At 43.7% G+C, this 19,158-nt stretch carries 14 protein-coding genes; all 14 read right to left on the minus strand.

Annotated elements, in window-relative coordinates:
* Positions 1 to 67 precede the first annotated feature (67 nt).
* The 14 genes from ACHUFW_RS11895 to ACHUFW_RS11960 all read right to left on the minus strand — a co-directional run bounded on the left by ACHUFW_RS11895 (position 68) and on the right by ACHUFW_RS11960 (position 19,141).
* Entirely contained in the window at positions 68 to 919 is an 852-nt protein-coding gene (locus ACHUFW_RS11895) for an immunity 49 family protein (protein WP_394203298.1), read from the minus strand.
* 181 nt (positions 920 to 1,100) lie between these two features.
* On the minus strand, positions 1,101 to 1,955 hold the full coding sequence (locus ACHUFW_RS11900; RefSeq protein ID WP_394203299.1) for an immunity 49 family protein: 855 nt from the start codon (positions 1,953 to 1,955) through the stop codon (positions 1,101 to 1,103).
* A complete protein-coding gene (locus ACHUFW_RS11905; protein WP_394203301.1) occupies positions 1,955 to 6,748 on the minus strand; it encodes an RHS repeat-associated core domain-containing protein in 4,794 nt (1,597 codons plus the stop codon). Before ACHUFW_RS11905 ends, ACHUFW_RS11900 begins: the two co-directional genes overlap by 1 nt.
* Positions 6,741 to 7,712, minus strand: a complete 972-nt coding sequence (locus ACHUFW_RS11910; protein WP_394203303.1) for a hypothetical protein — start codon at positions 7,710 to 7,712, stop codon at positions 6,741 to 6,743. Before ACHUFW_RS11910 ends, ACHUFW_RS11905 begins: the two co-directional genes overlap by 8 nt.
* The gene (locus tag ACHUFW_RS11915; RefSeq protein ID WP_394203305.1) at positions 7,709 to 8,785 is read right to left on the minus strand and encodes a hypothetical protein; all 1,077 of its coding nucleotides are present in this window, start codon (positions 8,783 to 8,785) and stop codon (positions 7,709 to 7,711) included. The genes ACHUFW_RS11910 and ACHUFW_RS11915 overlap by 4 nt, the downstream gene beginning before the upstream one ends.
* Before the next feature lie 88 nt (positions 8,786 to 8,873).
* On the minus strand, positions 8,874 to 9,164 hold the full coding sequence (locus ACHUFW_RS11920) for a PAAR domain-containing protein (protein WP_394203306.1): 291 nt from the start codon (positions 9,162 to 9,164) through the stop codon (positions 8,874 to 8,876).
* 31 nt (positions 9,165 to 9,195) lie between these two features.
* Positions 9,196 to 9,549 carry a hypothetical protein gene (locus ACHUFW_RS11925; RefSeq protein ID WP_394203307.1) on the minus strand — a complete coding sequence of 118 codons (354 nt, stop codon included), beginning with the start codon at positions 9,547 to 9,549 and terminating at the stop codon, positions 9,196 to 9,198.
* On the minus strand, positions 9,549 to 11,453 hold the full coding sequence (locus tag ACHUFW_RS11930; protein ID WP_394203309.1) for a type VI secretion system Vgr family protein: 1,905 nt from the start codon (positions 11,451 to 11,453) through the stop codon (positions 9,549 to 9,551). The genes ACHUFW_RS11925 and ACHUFW_RS11930 overlap by 1 nt, the downstream gene beginning before the upstream one ends.
* Positions 11,454 to 11,524: 71 nt before the next feature.
* Entirely contained in the window at positions 11,525 to 12,004 is a 480-nt protein-coding gene (locus tag ACHUFW_RS11935; protein WP_394203311.1) for an Hcp family type VI secretion system effector, read from the minus strand.
* Positions 12,005 to 12,407: 403 nt separating this feature from the next.
* Positions 12,408 to 15,005 (minus strand): type VI secretion system ATPase TssH, encoded by a 2,598-nt coding sequence (gene tssH, locus ACHUFW_RS11940; protein WP_394203313.1) that lies wholly within the window; start codon positions 15,003 to 15,005, stop codon positions 12,408 to 12,410.
* 25 nt (positions 15,006 to 15,030) lie between these two features.
* A complete protein-coding gene (gene tssG, locus ACHUFW_RS11945; RefSeq protein ID WP_394203314.1) occupies positions 15,031 to 16,017 on the minus strand; it encodes a type VI secretion system baseplate subunit TssG in 987 nt (328 codons plus the stop codon).
* Entirely contained in the window at positions 16,014 to 17,846 is a 1,833-nt protein-coding gene (gene tssF / locus ACHUFW_RS11950; RefSeq protein WP_394203316.1) for a type VI secretion system baseplate subunit TssF, read from the minus strand. The genes tssG and tssF overlap by 4 nt, the downstream gene beginning before the upstream one ends.
* Positions 17,843 to 18,343 carry a type VI secretion system baseplate subunit TssE gene (gene tssE / locus ACHUFW_RS11955; RefSeq protein WP_394203318.1) on the minus strand — a complete coding sequence of 167 codons (501 nt, stop codon included), beginning with the start codon at positions 18,341 to 18,343 and terminating at the stop codon, positions 17,843 to 17,845. The genes tssF and tssE overlap by 4 nt, the downstream gene beginning before the upstream one ends.
* A gap of 12 nt (positions 18,344 to 18,355) precedes the next feature.
* The gene (locus tag ACHUFW_RS11960; RefSeq protein WP_394203319.1) at positions 18,356 to 19,141 is read right to left on the minus strand and encodes a type VI secretion system accessory protein TagJ; all 786 of its coding nucleotides are present in this window, start codon (positions 19,139 to 19,141) and stop codon (positions 18,356 to 18,358) included.
* Between the last annotated feature and the right edge of the window lie 17 nt (positions 19,142 to 19,158).

The raw sequence follows: 19,158 nt of genomic DNA on the forward strand, positions 1-19,158 counted from the left end.
CGTGCGTTGACCTTATAGTGTAGTCTGCTTTTAATTGGTCACTGACTGTGTTAACAAAGTTTGGTTATCATTTAAAATAGCGGCCATCAATTAAAAAACGTGGTAGTGAGTCACTTTCAACAATCACCTCATTACCACGGTCATGCCACATGCAGGCCATGCCAAGCAGCTGCAGCGGTATGAATGAGCACACTGGAGCTCTATCTGGACCGGACTCCCTAATATGGTATTGCTCTTGGCGCTGCAGGTTTTTAGCCAGTACTTGGTTAAAATCAAACCCTGCATTGGTGGTTAATGCCGCAAAGGTTTCAAGGTAGCCCATGCCAATATCAAGTGACCAATCATCACCATCGGCTAATAGTGCTTTCATGGCCTTATTAAGTTTAACTGGGAAGTCTTGCTCTCTTTGATGATATGACTGAAATACTTCAACTAGCGAATACACCACGTCATCGGTGGTGGTGGCACTTTGGCGCATAATCTCAACCGGGAAAGTGGCCAATGTATCCATACTTTCAGTGTCACGGGTTATCACCGCTAAAAAATAGGCATCAAACCATTCTGCTGGATTTATATAGCCCTGCTCTAGTAAACCCAACCCATTCCAATTTACCTCGGGTAAATCATAAATGTTGAAGGTAGAGGTTTTCTCTGACTCACGGGCACATTCAAAAAACGCCGCATACATTTTTGCGGCATATTTAAGTCCAGTTGCCGCCTCTTGTTCGACGTCGGCAGTTTGTGTTTCCCACGTTAGCCAACGAGCAAGATCTAACATTTCCTCGCTAAACAACAGTAAATTATCACGCCGTAGTACGATACATTCGGCCATTTCTTCACTCGCTTCACGAGGCGTCTCCAGTCGCCTTTCCAAGGATACTTTTTCAAACTTAGGTCTGTATATTCTTTCTACTTTCATTTTTTAGCCTGCTAACCGTGTTGCATCAATTTCAAACTCGGAAATGTTAACTTCACCAACGCTTGAACCGCTATCGGTTTTAACGATGGGTAAGGCCTCACACCAAAATCCCTTGGCGCAATTAGGGACATCGTCACAACAACCTGCTGTCAGATGACCTCTAATGATTAAGCAAAAATGACTAAAAATAGCGGCCATCAATTAAAAAACGTGGTAGTGAGTCACTTTCAACAATGACCTCATTACCACGGTCATACCACATGCAGGCCATGCCAAGCAGTTGCAGCGGTATGAATGAGCACACAGGGACGATATCTTGACCCTTTTCTTGTATCCAATACTGCTCTTGGCGTTGCAGGTTTTTAGCCAATACTTCATTAAAATCAAATCCAGCATTGGTGGTTAACGCCGCAAAGGTTTCAAGGTAGCCCATGGCAATATCGAGCGCCCAATCGTTGCCCTGCTTCATCGCCATAGCCATACATTCATTAAGTAGCGCAGGGAAGTCACTGGTACGCTGATGATAGGCTTGAAACACTTCAACTAATTTATAGGATACAGGACCTGCAGTAGTGGCACTTTGGCGCATAATCTCAACCGGAAAACTGGCCAATGTATCCATACTTTCAGTGTCACGGGTTATCACCGCTAAAAAATAGGCATCAAACCATTCTGCTGGATTTATATAGCCCTGTTCTAGTAAACCCAACCCATTCCAACTCACCTCGGGTAAATCATAAATATTGAAGGTGGTGGTTTTCTGTGGCTCGCGGGCACATTCAAAAAATGCCGCATACATTTTGGAAGCATACTTAAGGCCAGTTGCCGACTCCTTCTCGATGTCGGCAGTTTGTGTCTCCCACGTTAGCCAACGAGCAAGATCTAACATTTCCTCACTAAACAATAGTAAATTACCGCGTCTTAAAACGATACATTCAGCCATTTCTTCACGGGCTTCACGAGGCGTCTCTAACCATTCCTCTAACGGGACATATTTTTCAAACTCGGGCTTATATGCTCTCTCTACCTTCATCATTAACCTACTAATTTTGTTACATCAATATCAAATTCGGAGATGTTAACTTCGCCAATGCTTGAGCCTGTATCAGTTTTTGCAATAGGCGTTTCTATGTGTAAATACTGAACCTGTTTTTTTCGCCAGGCAGCTTTCTGTATCGCCTTAGCAGCCTTTCTATCCGTTGCAGCGTTAGCCTCACGATTAGCTTTCATACTCTCGGTTATCGCAGCCGCATAATTAGTCGTGCCCTGCTGGTAATCTTGATCACCTATTTGCTTTTTGCCTAACGTACTCTGACCGCCTTTAGCCTCCACAATAATCACATCACCTTGAGGGTTTTGATAAACCATATCAAAGGTACCAGAGACCGAATCTGAATTATCTAGGTCATCAGGATGAATCAATTGATAATCGGGGTATTTAGCTTTAACCGCCATGTCAGCGGCTTTTTCGCCAATTTTAGCCGACGCTTTATTCACATGAGGAATTTGCTGATTATAAGCATCGGTGCCGCGGCGGTGCTTGTCACGGACACACATGGCATCATCACGTTCATCACAATGTTGCTGCAAAGCTTGCTGCTGTTGCTCCGTTAGCTGATAAACTTGTTCACTACCCGTAACTTTCTGCGCTTCAATCAACGGCCGTGCGTTATCTTCTTTAATTCGACCTTTTTCCGCCCAGGCTTCGTTGACCAACTCACCATCAAACTCATGCATACCGGCAAATTCGGCAATGGATAATTCTATCTCTTTAAACTTATCCCCCATTTTATGGCGGATGGTTAGGCCGCTACTTGCTTCATCCATTGATTGCACAGTGTAGTTATAATTGAGGTTGTTGATACCATCAGCCTTACAGAACTTTACCTTCCCTTCAGGATCGGTAATACAAGCGCTATCAATAGCACTTTGCAAAATCTTATCTTTGGTGTGTTGATCGATACCTGCGCCAACTAAACTATCTAACATGGCAGATAAAGTATCTCGGCCTTCTTTACACAATAGGCCGAACGGATCAACCCAGTTGATCGGATTCGGCGCATACTGATAGTGGTTGAGTCCACCAGCTAAACCTATGGGGTCTTGATTCAAAAAACGCTGTTGCTTGGGGCAATAATAGCGATAGCGGTTGTAATGCAGCCCTGACTCCTGATCAAAATATTGCCCTTGAAACCGAAGGGGGTTATTAAAGCTGATAGTATCTGGCTCATCCGCTATATTTTGCTGCAAGGTTAATCCAAAAGGGTCGCTGTTCGTATGCCAAACTAATTTGATATCACTATCAAATGCCGCACAAGGTGTCCCCAATTGATCTAAATGGTACCAATAAATTTGATCTTGCTTGAGACATGCGATCGGCAAAAAAGTATCTGGCTCAAATATGTACCATGTATAAATGCCTGCCTGATGCTCACCGATAAGTTGGTCACCATCCCACAAATAGTCAATACGAACGCCCTGGTCAAATTTTGCAATTCGACGTCCAAGGGCATCATATTGATAACGAATTAGCCGATCATTGACATTGATTTCAACCAACTGATTAAGCGCATTAAATCGCCGGTGTTGACGCTCACCTTTAGCGATACTTTGTACTTGATTACCACATTGATCGTACCTAAATTGCTGCTCTCCCAGTGCGAGTAATCGATCTTGCTTAACCGTCACCGCCCTGTGCTCATCGCTTGAGTTCTGTGTATTACAGGGGTTACCAAAATCATCCCAATAATAAGCATCATCGCTGATGACCTCATGCTCTGCAGATGAAATAACACTTTTGTTATGAATAAGCTGATTAAGCACATTATATTGGTATCTATTTTCAACCGTTAAACCAGCGACAGCCTCTGACAAGTTTCCGACTGAGTTTGACGACAACATATCGCAGTTTTGCGTTTTATAACCCTTAACCTTAGCTGGGGTGTTTTGTTTGCGATTAACTAAATTTCCTGCCTCATCATATTGATATTGGCAGTACTGCACACTCCCCAAATCAGGATGTTGCCAATGTTGCTGGGTTAATCGTGAATATTCATCAAAAACCTGTTGCAGCTCAACGCCATTGCCTAAGGTTTGCTGCGTCACTAATCCTGCCCGATTGTAAACTCGCGCAATTAACGGTTGCAGCTTTTTATAACGGCCCTGTGCTCTCAGTGTCATGTTCGTTAGTTGGCCAAACTCATCATAGCGATAGTTCACTATTGTTCCGTCAGGCAAATGCAAAGACTCGCGCAAACCTTGCTGATTGTAACGATAGGTAAATTGCCACACTCCCTGACGAGCTTGCTCTACCTTGCCATTACGGTGGTATTGCAACTGAAGATGACTGGTGTCGTTATGGGCACGAGCAACCCGCCCTAGAGAATCATAATGAAAATGGTTGTGAGCGCTGTGTGTTACTAAACGCTTATCACTGGCGTCGCCAAGCAACATGCTACTGTGCTTGATAACACGCCCCAAAGCATCACGCGTCAATTTAATAATACGTTGTTCACCATCAACAATGCTGCTTAACCTGTCTGCTGCATCAAACTCAAAGTGCTGCTCACGCCCATCAAAGCCAATAACCTTGCTGATTTGTTCAGTACGATTGTATCGAAAATCAATACAAGCACCGTCACTGCGCTGTAGTTTGGTTAAGTTACGTTCACCGTCGTAGTGGTACTTTAGCCAGCAAGTTTCACTCAAGTGCATTTCACTCGGTTGTGATAACCCCTGATAATACCAACGTGTAGCGTGAGTGCGATTGCTCCCATCTACACCAAGCTGACGAGGAAAACGCTGCGGACACGTCTTGGAGACAATACGACCAGCCTTATCGTATTTAAACTCAGTAATAATATAGGCTTCTGGCCGTTGATGATGATACTGACGTTGTTCAACAATTTGGCCCTGCTGATTACGATTTAAAGCAGTCACTAATCCTTGCGGGTCTACCACCGCATTAACGCGCCCCATAGCATCGTAGCTATAACGGGTTAGTTTCGCGCCAATTTGCTGGGCTAACAATTCGCTTTCTGAGCCCCAGTGATTACGCACTGTAACACCTTGTTCATTAACAAACTCAACTAGTAACCCTTGGTCGTTATATCTGTATTGTCGTAGCCTTCCATCAGCTAAGGTTTCAGACAACAAACGTCCGGTGGCATCAAAGCGTCGGCGATACTCAGCACCCGATGGGTCGATGGTTACAATACGTTGCCCCAAAGCATTGTATTGATGAACTGTCTTGCCACCATCAGCCTGGATATGGGCTTGCAACTGCCCTTTTGAGTTATATTGATATCGAGTCTCATGCCCTAGCGGATCGACTTTGGCAATTTTTCGTCCCCAGCGATCATAACGGTATTGAGTGAGGTGATTTTCTGCATTGAGAAATTCCAATAAACGCCCTTGAGCATCATGAACAAAACACTCCTCATTACCTAAACTGTCGATACAACGAGTCAGCCTACCTTGCTGGTGTGAATGATAACTAAACTGATACTGGTAGGTGTTTTGGTCTCCCCATTGCTTAACACACTGGCTGCTAACCCCATTTATTTGCCACTGAAAATAGTGGCTATAACCGGAGGCACGAGTACGTTGCTTTAGCAGCCAAACGGGCGCATGCTGTTCGCGTGTGTCGGTTTGCTCTCTATATGCTGATTGCCCATCAACATAACTGTATCGCTCTGTCAACCCTTGGCTATTGGTAGCCGCAATCAAACAGCCGTGCTGACAATATTCATATTGTGCCAGTGGCTGTGTCTGGTGATGCTTTACGCCCTTATCATCAAGATGGAACCCATTGACAGTCAACAGGTGTCCATCAGCGCTATAACCTAGGGCAATTCCCCGTTTAGGAGAGGTAGAAACTAATGCCAGCCTAGAATGCGCATCATAACTTAGTTGAAAGTACTGACCGTTAAGGTTACTAATCGTATCAAGTCGCCACACATCACCGCTTATAGTGGCATATTTTCGAAAGCTCCAATGACTATCATCAGGTTTTATCAGTACATATTTATCTAAAGCTTGATAGGTGAGCGCAAACCCCGTCGCCAATTGATAGCTGGTTTGACCCAGTTTAACTGGGTCAAACACATGAATCCGCCCTTCTTCATCAGTCAGCTCGAGCCATTGTCTATCTTGCTGCTTTGGCCCAACTTTAGGAGCGGGCTCAATCATCTGCTCGAGCTGCACACTAAAATTATGGCGCCAGCCAAAGCCTAAACCACTATCAACATTTGCACGGCTTGAACGATAAAGTCGCTGCCACCTAAGCGGCATAACAGCCGCTATTTCGAAATCAACCACAGCTAAAATCTCTTCACCGGAAAACATCGACACGGGATCGGAGCGACAGGTTTGATCAGCGATAGGAATATCCGTAGCGGTATAGTTGCTTTGCTGCCCTTGAGTTGGCTGTGATTGGCTGGCCTTTCCCTTTGCACTCGCTTTAACTTGGGGTTGTGCACTGCTAGTTGAACCGATAGCCGTAGCGGTTTCCTCTGAGGTATGAAGAAAGTCTTTTGCCATTTCAACGTAAACGCTCAGCAACCCCTGTTGAATTGCTTTACTCAACTTACCGGCAACCTGACGAGGCACCAACTCTGTCGGCTGGCCAACTAGCGCTAATAATCGCTGCGCATGGAATAATGCGTTACGGTCCTTGGCTAAATGAGGCGCGATTTCCTTTACACAACTTGTATGAGCAGAACATTTGTCCACTAGCGTATAACCCTGTGGACTCGCCTCACTACGCGGTAAAATCATTAGGTGGCGATGCAGGCCACGAAAATGAAATTGAGCTATTTTTTCACCCATGCTGACCATTCCCTGTCCATGAATAAATCGCTAATCCATGATGTAAGCTTTGAGACAACTCAAGTTGAACTACAGCTCCCTTTGTACGCCCACGTCGATAGCTATGATAAATATGAATCAAATTATACAAACCGGTCACGCCACCAAGCTCGCCGGTGTAATATGCTGTTTGTACTATTTCACTGTTTTGATCAATGCAACCAGCGAGGTGAATATATCCCCCTAGCCAATCTTGCAATAATCTAGGTTCTCCATTTCCTGGGGCATATAGTTTAGCAATATGACGTTCTGCAAGATGGCTTTTAGCCTCCTTAAACAAACTCTCTACCGCTTGATATCGTTGCGTTTCCACGGCTAGTGATTGTTGTGAAAACTCCACTGTTAGCCCTTCAGGCTTTATACTGATTAAGGCTAATGCGGCACCTTCTGATGGTAAAATACCCTGCTCACTGTCTCGGTGAATCAGCAAATCTTCAGCTAAGCAACGAGATAAATCGCCAATACTTGAATCCACGGCAATAAGCGCAACTTCAGTGATCCCCTTAGAAACTAACCCCTTTAAATTCGCCAATGCAATTGGCAAAGCTGCTCGGCCATAGGGGAATATTTGGCTTTGGGCATGCTTAAACAGTTGAGGATAGTCCATTTGCAATTGCGCCAACCAACGCTCTATCACATCAGGCTGAGTAGTTGTCACTTCCGGCATCAACCAAAATATAGGTCGCTTGAGATAAAACTCAGCGTGTTCGCTACTTATTTGCTGCAGTAACGGCGCGATTAGCTGACTAATATGCTGCTCAATATCAATGTTCGAGGCATCTATATTGAAACTGTCACTAAATCCACCAACATAAGATTCATCTATCAGCTGTGATTCAGTGGCAACATAAGGTAGGCTCATTGCCGCAAGGGTATTTGCCTCAACACCAATATTCAGCCTGATCTCATCTAGTACAATATTCATGCATGCCACTCAAGCATATCGAAATGCGGGGTAAACAAGTTAGGTTTCAGTCGCTTTCGATGTAGCAAGGCATATTTACGGTGATGGCGACTGGTGGTGATAATAATATTGTCGATATTGGCCATGGTAATGGTTTGGCCATCTAACAATTGGTTGTGAATGAGATCGACAGATTGCGTTTGCCAAGCATCAAGTAATTTAGCGCCATAGTATTGCCAATGTTGCGGTAATGCTTGCTCGTCACTATCGAATTGCACCTCCAAGGGAATAAAATGATCGAGTTTGGAACCCAGTATTAAACGGATTGCGATAAAAGCGGCTTGCCCCTGCTCCACAGTCATCATATATCGGGCCAAATAAGGGATAAATTTGCAGTATCCAGTTAACGCCATTGTTTTGATAACAAAGGCAATGTGACGTTCTTCACCACTTAACATATTCACTAGTTTGCTGGCTTCAAGCTCCGGCAATGACGTCACGAAAACTTCAAACAAATGCGAATCCATATATTCTAACTCAATGAACTTTCTAACAATTTTAATGAAGTTCTGCCCTCGGTAGGATAGAACATCGAGATAAAGCTCAGTCAACGGTGACAGTGAAAACTGCTGCCGATAAGCCTGAATATCTGACTCAGACAAACATCGATGATAGAAACGATATAGCAAGTGTTGATTGAACAATACTGGTTGTTGCGCTAACGCCAACGGGAACTCAACCGGGGCAAAATGTTGACCTAAAAACAAACAACAGCGAGGTGCCAAGCAGGTTAACTCCGGCAATTCACTTTGATATAACCTATGAATCAACTCGCTAAATTGCGGCGAATTTGTTGGCCAATTAGCTAGCGCGACTAACTGTAAAATGATCTGTAAATCAGCCTGTTCATAATCGAGCTCCTTGGTGAGTTTATTATCGCTATCACCAAGATAAACAACTAGTTGCTCAGCTGTTTTTGCGGCAAGTATGTGCTGCTCGTTATTTGGCACATCATTGAGCAATTCAACACACGTCGCTAATGCCTGAGTGTTGTCATCAAGATTTTTTTGCGTACTTAACAAAGACAGGTTCATCTTTTTCCGCTGAGCAAGCAACTCATTGAAATAGGCATTTATATTAATCATTTTAGGTGGACAAACATTATTTGTAGTTATTCACTGGCTAACCAATGAGTACACTGGGATTTCCAACAACAATTTTCCCTCCATGTGCGGTACTGTCCCCCATCCTTGCAGCGGGTTTACCGTTAATCATTACCGATGAGGAACCAGCACTAATAGAATCGGGAGGGCCAACGCAAACCAACTTATCTCCTTGTCGAGCTGCGGGCAGAGAACCGATCAACACATTGGGCGAACCGACAACGACTGGCCCGCCAACATGGGGAACCGGTCCCGGATTAACCTTGGGGCAAACATGCATACTGGTTAAGGTTGCTGCGGGCATAGCCATAGAAATATCCTTATATTAAACACATCCATCCTCAGTCATTTTCCAAAGGAAATACCAACAGTTGGCGTTGTTGCATCGCGATTGCTAGGTGCGTGATCATGTCATACTCGTCCAATTGGTTAGCCAGTCTCTCCCCAGATAAATAGCTAACCAACTGTGCTAATACACTGGCGTCATTTCGCCATGGGTGACGTAAAGACAGCAGTTGCCTTCCGTAAGAAGGGGTACACCAAACATCCATTCTCGGTAATGGCAGAAATGGGTCCTCAGGCTTGTCGACGGGATGACAGATCAAATATTTATGGCCAAACTGACAATAAAATAGAATCCCTTTACAGCCTTCGCCTGCAACACCTATTTCAGGGTATGTGACAAACTCCATCATTAATTCAACTTTATCTGTGCCGCTTTCAACGCGATAGCGGTACCATCAACTTTAACGTTAGTGCCTTTTACCTTAATGTTGGTGCCCTCAATGCTAATCGCACCGTCACTGCTGAGCTTGATACAGGCCGAGCCGGTTTTAAGCACAATCTCTTTGCCTGCCTCGATATTAAGTGTCTTACCTACGGTTAACTTATCGTTGCTTGCAATGTCACTAAGGCGATCTTTACCGACAGTCAACGCAACATTATTAGCAACATCAATGGCGGCATCATTACCTATCGTTAGGCGATCATCGTTACCAACCTCGCCGATACGGTCACGACCAATGGTATCGAATTGATCATTCTTGACATTTAACTGATGGTCTTTCTCCGCTTGTAAAAACAGCAGCTCTTTACCTTTCTCATCATCAAAACGCAGTTCATTAAAGTTATCTGCGGCACCTTCTTTCGTACTGCGGGTTTTGATACCGCTTTGTGTTTTCTTGGCTGGCAACGCATATGGCGGCATTAAATCGGCGTTATACACAGCACCACTGACAATGGGCTGGTCGGGATCACCATTAATAAATTCCACTAACACCTCTTGGCCAACTCTTGGAAAGAAAAATGCTCCCCACTTATTGCCAGCCCAATTCTGGGCAACCCGGATCCAGCACGAACTTTTACCGTCAAATGTCCCTTCTCGGTCCCAGTGAAACTGCACTTTCACTCGACCAAACTTATCAATATGCTGCTCATCACCAGCGTCGCCTGTCACAATTGCCGTTTGCACCCCATTAATTAACGGTTTTCTCTGTAGGTTACTTGGTCGATAGGGGGTTGATTTAGGCACACATTCAAAGTCATTTTTGTATACACAATTACTTTGAGATTGACTTGCACCGGATTGATTTGCTTGAGTGGCACTAGTGCGCATTGCGGTTACAACAAAACTCTGCCCTTTGTATTGGCTATCTTCGTGATCTTTAAAGGTAAAGAACTGACCCACAGCAAAACTACGGCAGTCACTTTGCCCAGAACACTTATACATATCCTTTTGTACCGCTTCCAGTTGACTGTTTGCATAAGGCTGAGGACGTTTATTGATTTCTGATTCACCAATATAATCAAATACTTCCAGTGCTGACTGAGCCGGTAGTTCAGATTGAGAAATACTACCTAGCGGAAATAAACTGGGTTGCTCAAAGTCATAACCTTTTTGGGTATATGCGCCACTGACCATAGATAACCCCCCTTGCCAATGTACGACATGGGACTCTGACAGATGACCTGAATAACATCTAACTTGGTCTTCAGCACATTTTTTGTACGCAGTAATATCGTCGGCTAGCACTAACGTATGCGCTGATGCACTGTGTTCAAAGAAATAGAAAATGCCTTCTTGTTGCAATAGCCTTACAACAAAATCGTAATCTGATTCTTGGTATTGAACGCAATAGTCATATTTAGGATAGGTTTTGGTGGTCTTATCTTGAAACGACACACTATGTTGACCAAACAGATCACTGACAATATCAACAACCGATAAATTCTGATAAATACGGCAATTGGTGCGCTTTTGCATTAGTGCTGCTGCGGGTACTATCACGGCCTGATAGTCGATATAATCTTCACTAACATCACTTGCTGCAGTTCTCATGCCTGCAGATTCCATATGACTAACAACGCCGTTAAAGTATCTTACAGCCCCTGATGAAAAAGCATTTCTCAAGGCAATAGTGACACTTTTCCCCACCAAACTAGGTAGCGAAATACTCGTGCCGACCGCATACATGGAAACCGTAATAGAAAATAACTGTGAAATCGCCTCATCAGCAGATAAGTGAGTTAAATACAACGCATCTTTACCCAACGGGGTTTGGATACTGATTATGTTATTTGCCTGTGTCGCCTTTAGCATTCCTTGCCTCAGTAAATCTAAACTAAGACCTCGGAATCATCAGATCCCAAGGCCTTTGATCGCAAATGCAATTACATTTGTTGACCTTTAACACCACTGTAGCCATAACGAAGCGCTGCAGTAACATTGTTTTTGTCATCTGTTGGCGTCACAGCCATCATCATTTCTGTGTAGCTGATAGTGATAGTCTCAACAGGGCGGTCACCCTGAATTGACACGCTGTAGCTTGAGATCATGGCATCTGTCAGTTCGATCTGCATAATCTCTTCAATTTTGTCACCCTGTTTGGTGATATGAAAAACAGCCTTCTTGCCTTTACCAATGGTTGCTTCTTCGAATAAATAAGTTGACGCATTATCTTGTAACTTAGTGATTGTGACATCACCCAAACGAGTTGCACTCGCTTCACGATCTTGTGCAGTTCCCGTATAAGAAGTCAGCTCACGACTCACATTCCAGTCAACAGATAAGACTGTGATCATATCCTTGTATTCTTCTGCTGTCGTTTCGCCTTTTATACCTTCATAGTTTAAATAAGTATTCGCTTGCATTATTCATGCTCCTTGTGCGTTTAATCATCCGTTATTGGACAGGCTAATTACTGTTTGACCAAGCAAACAAATTGAATGCAAATTTAATTTACATTTAAATTAAATCTATAAATAAAAACCAATTTAAATATCAATCATTACATTACGGGCGAAGATTATAATAAAACACTGATAACATCAATATTAAAATACAAGTCAAAAACAAAATAAATAACCAGCAAAAACAACAACTTAAACCTGCAGCACTTGAATTAAAACAAACAAATAGCACTATTGACTTACATCAACAAATTAATTTAACACTTTGATGTTACAAGCTAGGAAAAATAAAGCTTGTGGGATTGACCAACTCCAAAACCAATCCCACACTTTGCACACCCAAACTAACTATTTAAAAAGAAAACTATACCTTATAAGTGAAACCTTTTTTATTTACATCAATATTAACAGAGGTTGTTTTTCTATTTTTTCCTATTTTCTCTAACACTTTAACCGAGAGGTCGGGTAATAATGTTTGCTGTAAAATACGATGTATATTACGTGCCCCCGATCCTGAGTCTTGGCACATAGACACAATTTTATCGACAACGAGATCGGTGTAATTAAACTTAGCCTGATAGTTATCTTGTAGTCGTACCCCAACACGAGCCAACTGAAGCTCAGTGATTTTATTAAGTGTCTCAACCGATAAAGGCACATAAGGAACAACATTAACGCGACCTAAAAATGCTGGTTTAAAGAACTCAAGTAAATCATCTTGTAGCGCTTTTGTTAGCCCAGTAATCGAAGGGGTTGTATTTTCATCTTCAAACAAAGACATAGTAGTGTCTGTGCCTACGTTAGATGTCATGATAATAATGGTGTTTTTGAAATCGATATCACGGCCCTCACCGTCTTTAATCTGTCCTTTATCAAACACTTGATAAAAAATGTCTTGTACACCTGGATGAGCCTTTTCCATTTCATCAAGCAAAATGACACTGTATGGCTTACGACGGACGGCCTCAGTTAAGACCCCTCCTTCGCCATAACCCACATACCCTGGAGGCGATCCCAATAGCAAAGACACCTTATGCTCTTCTTTAAACTCTGACATATTGATGACGGTAAGGTTGTCTTCACTACCATACACTTGCTCTGCAAGGGTCAATGCCGTTTCGGTTTTCCCCACCCCGCTTGGACCGGTTAATAAAAACACCCCAATAGGTCGCTTTTCATCACCCAATTGTGCTCGTGAGGTTTGTACCGTTTTAGCAATAATCTCAAGGCCATGATCTTGGCCAACCACCCTTTTCGCCATACTTTGCTTTAATGACAAAATGGTGTTGATCTCATCTTGTTGCATTTTTCCAACAGGAATTCCGGTCCAGTCTGAAATTACCTCTGCAATTAACTGGCCGTCTACTTGCCAATGCACCATCAGTTGTTCTGTTTCTGTAAGGTCTTGTTTTATCTTACTGAGTTCCATCAACAACTCTGCACCATTGTCAACGTCATCCGCTTGCAATAGGTTGATAAGTTCGGCAATACGTTTTACTTGATTAAGCTGTTGCTGCCACAATTGTTGCAAAGGCACTAGCTCACGCTCAACTGACTTCAACTCCAGCTTTAACTGTTTGAGTGTCTTGCTATGATTCTCGCCCGTTTTGACCTCACGTTGCAGTAATGCCATTCGTGTGTTCAATTGCACAACTTGCCGCTCTAGCGCCTCCACTGCACCAGGCGTAGAAGCTTGGCTCATTGCCACCCTCGCACAAGCAGTATCGAGTAAACTGACTGCTTTATCTGGAAGTTGCCTACCTGTGATATAGCGATGGGACAAGCTGACAGCGGCATTTAATGCTTGCTCATTAATCAAGATGTTATGATGCTGCTCCATTATCGGTAGTAACCCTTGCATCATGACCACAGCTTGCTGCTCGCTTGGTTCTTCTATTTTCACCACTTGAAACCGGCGCGTCAGCGCGGCATCTTTTTCAAAGAACTTTTTATATTCAGCCCAAGTGGTTGCTGCAATCGTTCTCAATTCCCCACGCGCTAATGCAGGTTTCAATAAATTAGCCGCATCATTTTGACCTGCTGCTCCACCGCTACCTATCATAGTATGTGCTTCATCGATAAACAGAATAACGGGATGGGCAGACTGCTTTACCTCTTGGATTAATGTCTTTAAGCGATTCTCAAACTCACCTTTTACCCCAGCACCAGCCTGCAGTAACGCTAAATCAAGCATGTGTATGGCGACATTTTGTAACGCAGGCGGCACATCACGCTGGGCGATTTTTAATGCTAGTCCTTCTACTACTGCAGTTTTCCCCACGCCAGCTTCACCGGTCAAAATCGGATTGTTCTGTCGACGCCGAGTCAAAATATCGATCATTTGGCGGATTTCATTGTCTCGGCCTAATATTGGATCGATTCTGCCGGCTTTGGCGTCAGCGGTGAGGTTTTGAGTAAACTGAGCCAAGCTTGATGTCGTACTTTTTTCAGCATCTAGCGAATCATTAACAGATTCCGTTGATTGTTGCTGACCTTGACGGCTCATCTCCGGCCAATGATGTAATAGCTGGCCACTGTCAATGTGTAATAACTGTTTAGCACTACGTGATACCAGTGCACTTAGAGAGTCGTCATTAAGTAAGGTATAGATGAGATAAGCACAGCGAATCTGAGTATCGGCAAACTCAATACTGGTGTTAAGCCACGTCTGCCGCAACAGATTCACGATATGGGGTGATAAGCTGGGCGCTGAACTATTACCGGTTTTAAAGCCCTCTAAACCTCGCTTGAGCTCATCAGATAACTGTGCCCTATCAATTGAAAAGTGATCGCAAATTAGCGTCATATCAGCCAAGTCACTTTCTAACATTGCCAACAGCCAATGCTCAATTTCGACGGTAAACTGGCTGCGACTGTGACAAATACTCGCAGCAGATTCCAACGCTCTTTTGCTGTTCGGGTTAAGTTTTTCTACTAATTTACTCAGTGTCATCGCTGACATAATCGCTAATCCTTTAGTAAAGAGTTTAAATAGATATTGTTTGTACTTTTTGTGACTGACAGGGACGGCTCACTAAACTACAACCTGAGCCTAAACCAAGCCCATTGGCGGATAGTTGTGCAGTGGGCATTTGCGCGGTAGTGGCATTAAGTTGCAACTTAAACTGCGTTGCCTTGCCCAAATAATCGCTTATCAACGCCTTTACCCATTTAGTTTTTTGCTTACCCGGCAAAAACTCAGCAGCGAGTTCACTGCTCTTAAAGCTAAGGGTAATTTTGATTGCCGAATTGATATCCCAGACTTGTTTGCCTAAGCTGGCATCAACGCCTAAACATGCGTACTGGCCTTCAGGTCGACAACGACCACCTAGCTGTGTTTGCTCCTCAGGTTTTAATCTCTGCCAGCGACCTTGAAACTGTGCGACCTCAACCTGCCCTTGGGTAAACTCCCTTAACATAGTCGCTAAACTTTCGGCACTGGGGCTGGCACGATGATGAAAACCAGCGTAATACTTAGCTAAACTACTTTGACCACTAAAGTACTGTAATACTGAAGAAAATGAATCTATATTAGTGTCGCTACCTAGTTGATAACTGGCACTATATCGGTACTTTTCCCAAGCCCGGTAGAACAATGAGATTAATCGATGATTAAACAGGTCATAGAAGTCCTTCATACCAGTATCTTTGAGTTTCAATCTAGCCAATACCATCTCACTATAGTGTTGCGGTAGTGCGCCACTTGGGCCTGTAAGCCCCATAAATGAAACGCTCATGTCGACAGCCGTGCCATGACTAAGTTGTTTATCTTTAATTGCTACCTTACTGATTGACTGCCCAGGAAACCCCAAGTGTTGGTCAGCTTTAAATCGAATCAACTCTTGGTTTGGTAAACTGTCATGACCGACACCATGAAAGCTCGCTTTATCATCACTAAGCTGACGCTGTATTTGAAAAACCGCTTGATAAAAATCATGTTCATTTGGCGATAGCAATAATTGTTCAATGCTCATAGCAGCGGCCTACTACCTGCTCTGGCAGGCCAAGTATAATAACGCCGCTCTTGGCCGCTAAAACGTAGACTTAAACGGGTAAAACTATTAACTACCGCAAATTGAGCAAAAAAGTGGTCCAAAACACTGCAGAAAAAAAACACTCCCGAACCGGCATAATGATCTTTGCTAAACGTAAGCTCTATATCCGTTCCCGAACAGAAGCCCACTTTACCTGCATGGGTTACTCGGGCTGTTGCTGGGGCCATATCCACCGCAATGATGCTATCAATTAACGCTTTATTCTCTGGTGAAGCTTTAAAGTCATACAGTTTTAGTGTTTCTGTTAAATGTTTCAGCGCATGAGCCCCACTAAAACTATCTAACGTCAGGTGACTCACTAGTTGCCAACGTGACGCATCAGATAGTGCCGGGCGTACCGGTAAGGTGGGCGCATGCAAACACTTCACTTTTTTAATAATATCCGCCCGCTCAGCAATGAACATCTTAGGTTCATCAGTCCCAAAAGGCAGATGTGCAGCTAAATTTCGGTTGCTGCAAAGCGCTTTGGCACTGAGCACCCAAGACTCATCGTCGGCGTTTATATCAAACCCTTTAAAATCCTTATCAACTAAAGACAAATACAACTCTGTCCCTTGCTCTGCATAGCCACCAGCCCAACTCGCGGCTTCTCTTCTCACATGCCAAAACAAACGATCTTGGCCTAAATAAGCGGGATGAGCTTCACCATAGAAAGGGCTGACCTTGATTCTGTTATCAGCTGGATCAAACGCTGCAACTTCGTTGATGGCGATGATTTCAGAAACTTCTGCATCTAAATATCGCGCTTGCAGCTTATACTCGTACTGAGCAGAATCGACGCTAATAGGCTCAAGCTCTTGCTCAAACAAATTGATGATGGGTGTACACCCCAACATGAAATGATTGGCATTAACCTGTTTCTCAAGATCTTCTGCAGTGGTATTGAAGTAAAAATGTAACTCAAACTCACTCTGCAAATGTTGCCAACAATCTTGCAAATCGACTAAATCAAAAAATAGAAATTTCTCAGCAAAAAGGAAGTTTTCCACCAACAAGCGAAAACCCGATGACGTGCGTTGACTGTATGGAACAACTTGCTGTTGCTCAGCAAAACCCACTGCTTGAATATGGCGTCTTTCAATATATTTAGCTTGGTTATATTGACCCTTTGGCGAGATGGCCATGCCAATACAATGCTCAAACAGCATCTGATATAAATGAAAGGTTTGATGTGCCTGCCCATTAAGAAAGAACCGCAGCTCTTTGATTGCTAAAGTTGCCATCGATACTTCAGTAAATTCGCCGGCCAGACTGATGGTTAACGTCGATTTAGCATGCTCATTCCAGATTGGTTTCGGGGCATTAAAAGGGGCATTTTCAAATTGCGCATCAATGACATCTAACGGCCATAATTTCGTATCATAACAAGTCTGAAAGTGACAAGTTTTCATGCCTTCAACCTGCGTATCGACTTGACTCCCCCTTGGTAATACAACTCCTGTAGTCGAGACATTCTCTGTCTCGATTTTAATCACCGACATAGAAGGAATAGGAGCTTGATAATCTGGATAGAGTTGACCAAGTAAAGCTTCAGTCAGTTCAGGAAAACTATCATCAAGTTTCTGCCTAATTTGCGCAGTCAAAAGCGCAAATGCTTCTATCAACCTTGAGACATGAGGATCTTCAACGTGCTCGTCACTCAGTCGCAATCGCCCCGCTAATTTAGGGTACTGCTGAGCAAACTCGGCCCCCATATGGCGAATAAAGGCTAGCTCTCGATTGTAGTATTTCAGTAATTCTTGGTTCAAAATTCGGCCTCATTTACTGTCATACCTAAATGAACGGGCTCAACCTCAGAATCAAACGTAATATATTCCGGCTCAGGATCGGCATACAGCAGCGCATTAATCCGCAGGCGTAATATGCGATCTAACGGTTGCTCTGTATCAGTGGTCTCAACCAAGACTTCAATAAATCTAGGCTCAAATCGCTTGATGGTGTCAGCAACTTGTTGACATAACATTTGCCGGCCTTCGAGGCTTGCCACAGCCATACTTGAAAAGTCACTAAGACCATAATTGAGCAAAGATGCCTCTAACTCATGGTAATGCGATGGCCATTTGTGCCACTGCACCTTAGCGTTCAACAGGTTCTCTAAATCACGCCTAACGTTACTGCGCAGCTGTTGTAAGTTCAGACCTCGATGGCTTTCTTTGCTATCGGCAGATTGCGGATCATCATCGATTAATCGATCTAATAACGAGGCTTGTATTTTGGCAGAGCCAATAGCGGTATTAGTGGTCATCAAGCGTTATACCTAACTGGCTGCAGCAAGCTTGTTAATGGCATTAAATGGCACAGCCTCATTATCTGCAAACCACATCTTCATGCCACGGCCTGTCATCACATTAGTAGCCGCCTCTAACCAGTCAGTCTCTCGTCCCAGCTTTTGCGAGTCTGTTTCGCTCATGGCATATACCACCGGAATATGGGCTTCACCGCTTGGTCCGTTTTTAATCGCTAAATCAACCCGGCGCCAAACATGTTCAATAAGCGATGAGACAGGTTTCAAATGCAAGTAATCTATCTCTGCAAGCTGGGCAATATAGTAGTTGCCATCGGTGCCAAAAATTTCCACAAAACCACCGAGAGTATCATCGAGGTCACGCACCTCTTGGTTACACTTTTCATTGATAGTTAAGGCAACTTCAGGCCTTGCTAACTCTAGGGCTTGGGCTCGCTGACTCACCTCATCTGACGGACCTTGACTGAGCTCTAAACGTAGCTTCATAAAAGCTTCGCTGTGAGCATCAACGTCTTGAAATAATTTAGGAACGCTCTGCCCATTCAAACAATCTTGGCGCGACTGCGCAGCACGAATCAGCTGGCGTAAATTTGCCGCACCAATTAGAAAATCAGGATGCTTTTGCACAATTAAATTCAGCAGGTTATCTGCCCGTTCGAACTCACCATTAATGCATAAGAGTTCAATTAAGGTACTCTTCAAGTCAGGGTTAAGGGGGTCATCCTTTAGCTGTTGCTGCACAAATTCAATCGCCTCAGTTAATTTGGCTTCTTGAATCATCTGCTTAACTATTTCCATGTTATTTTTCCCGTTTT

Source organism: Shewanella waksmanii (assembly GCF_043643685.1).
In the GTDB taxonomy this organism is placed as follows: Bacteria; Pseudomonadota; Gammaproteobacteria; order Enterobacterales; family Shewanellaceae; genus Shewanella; species Shewanella waksmanii_A.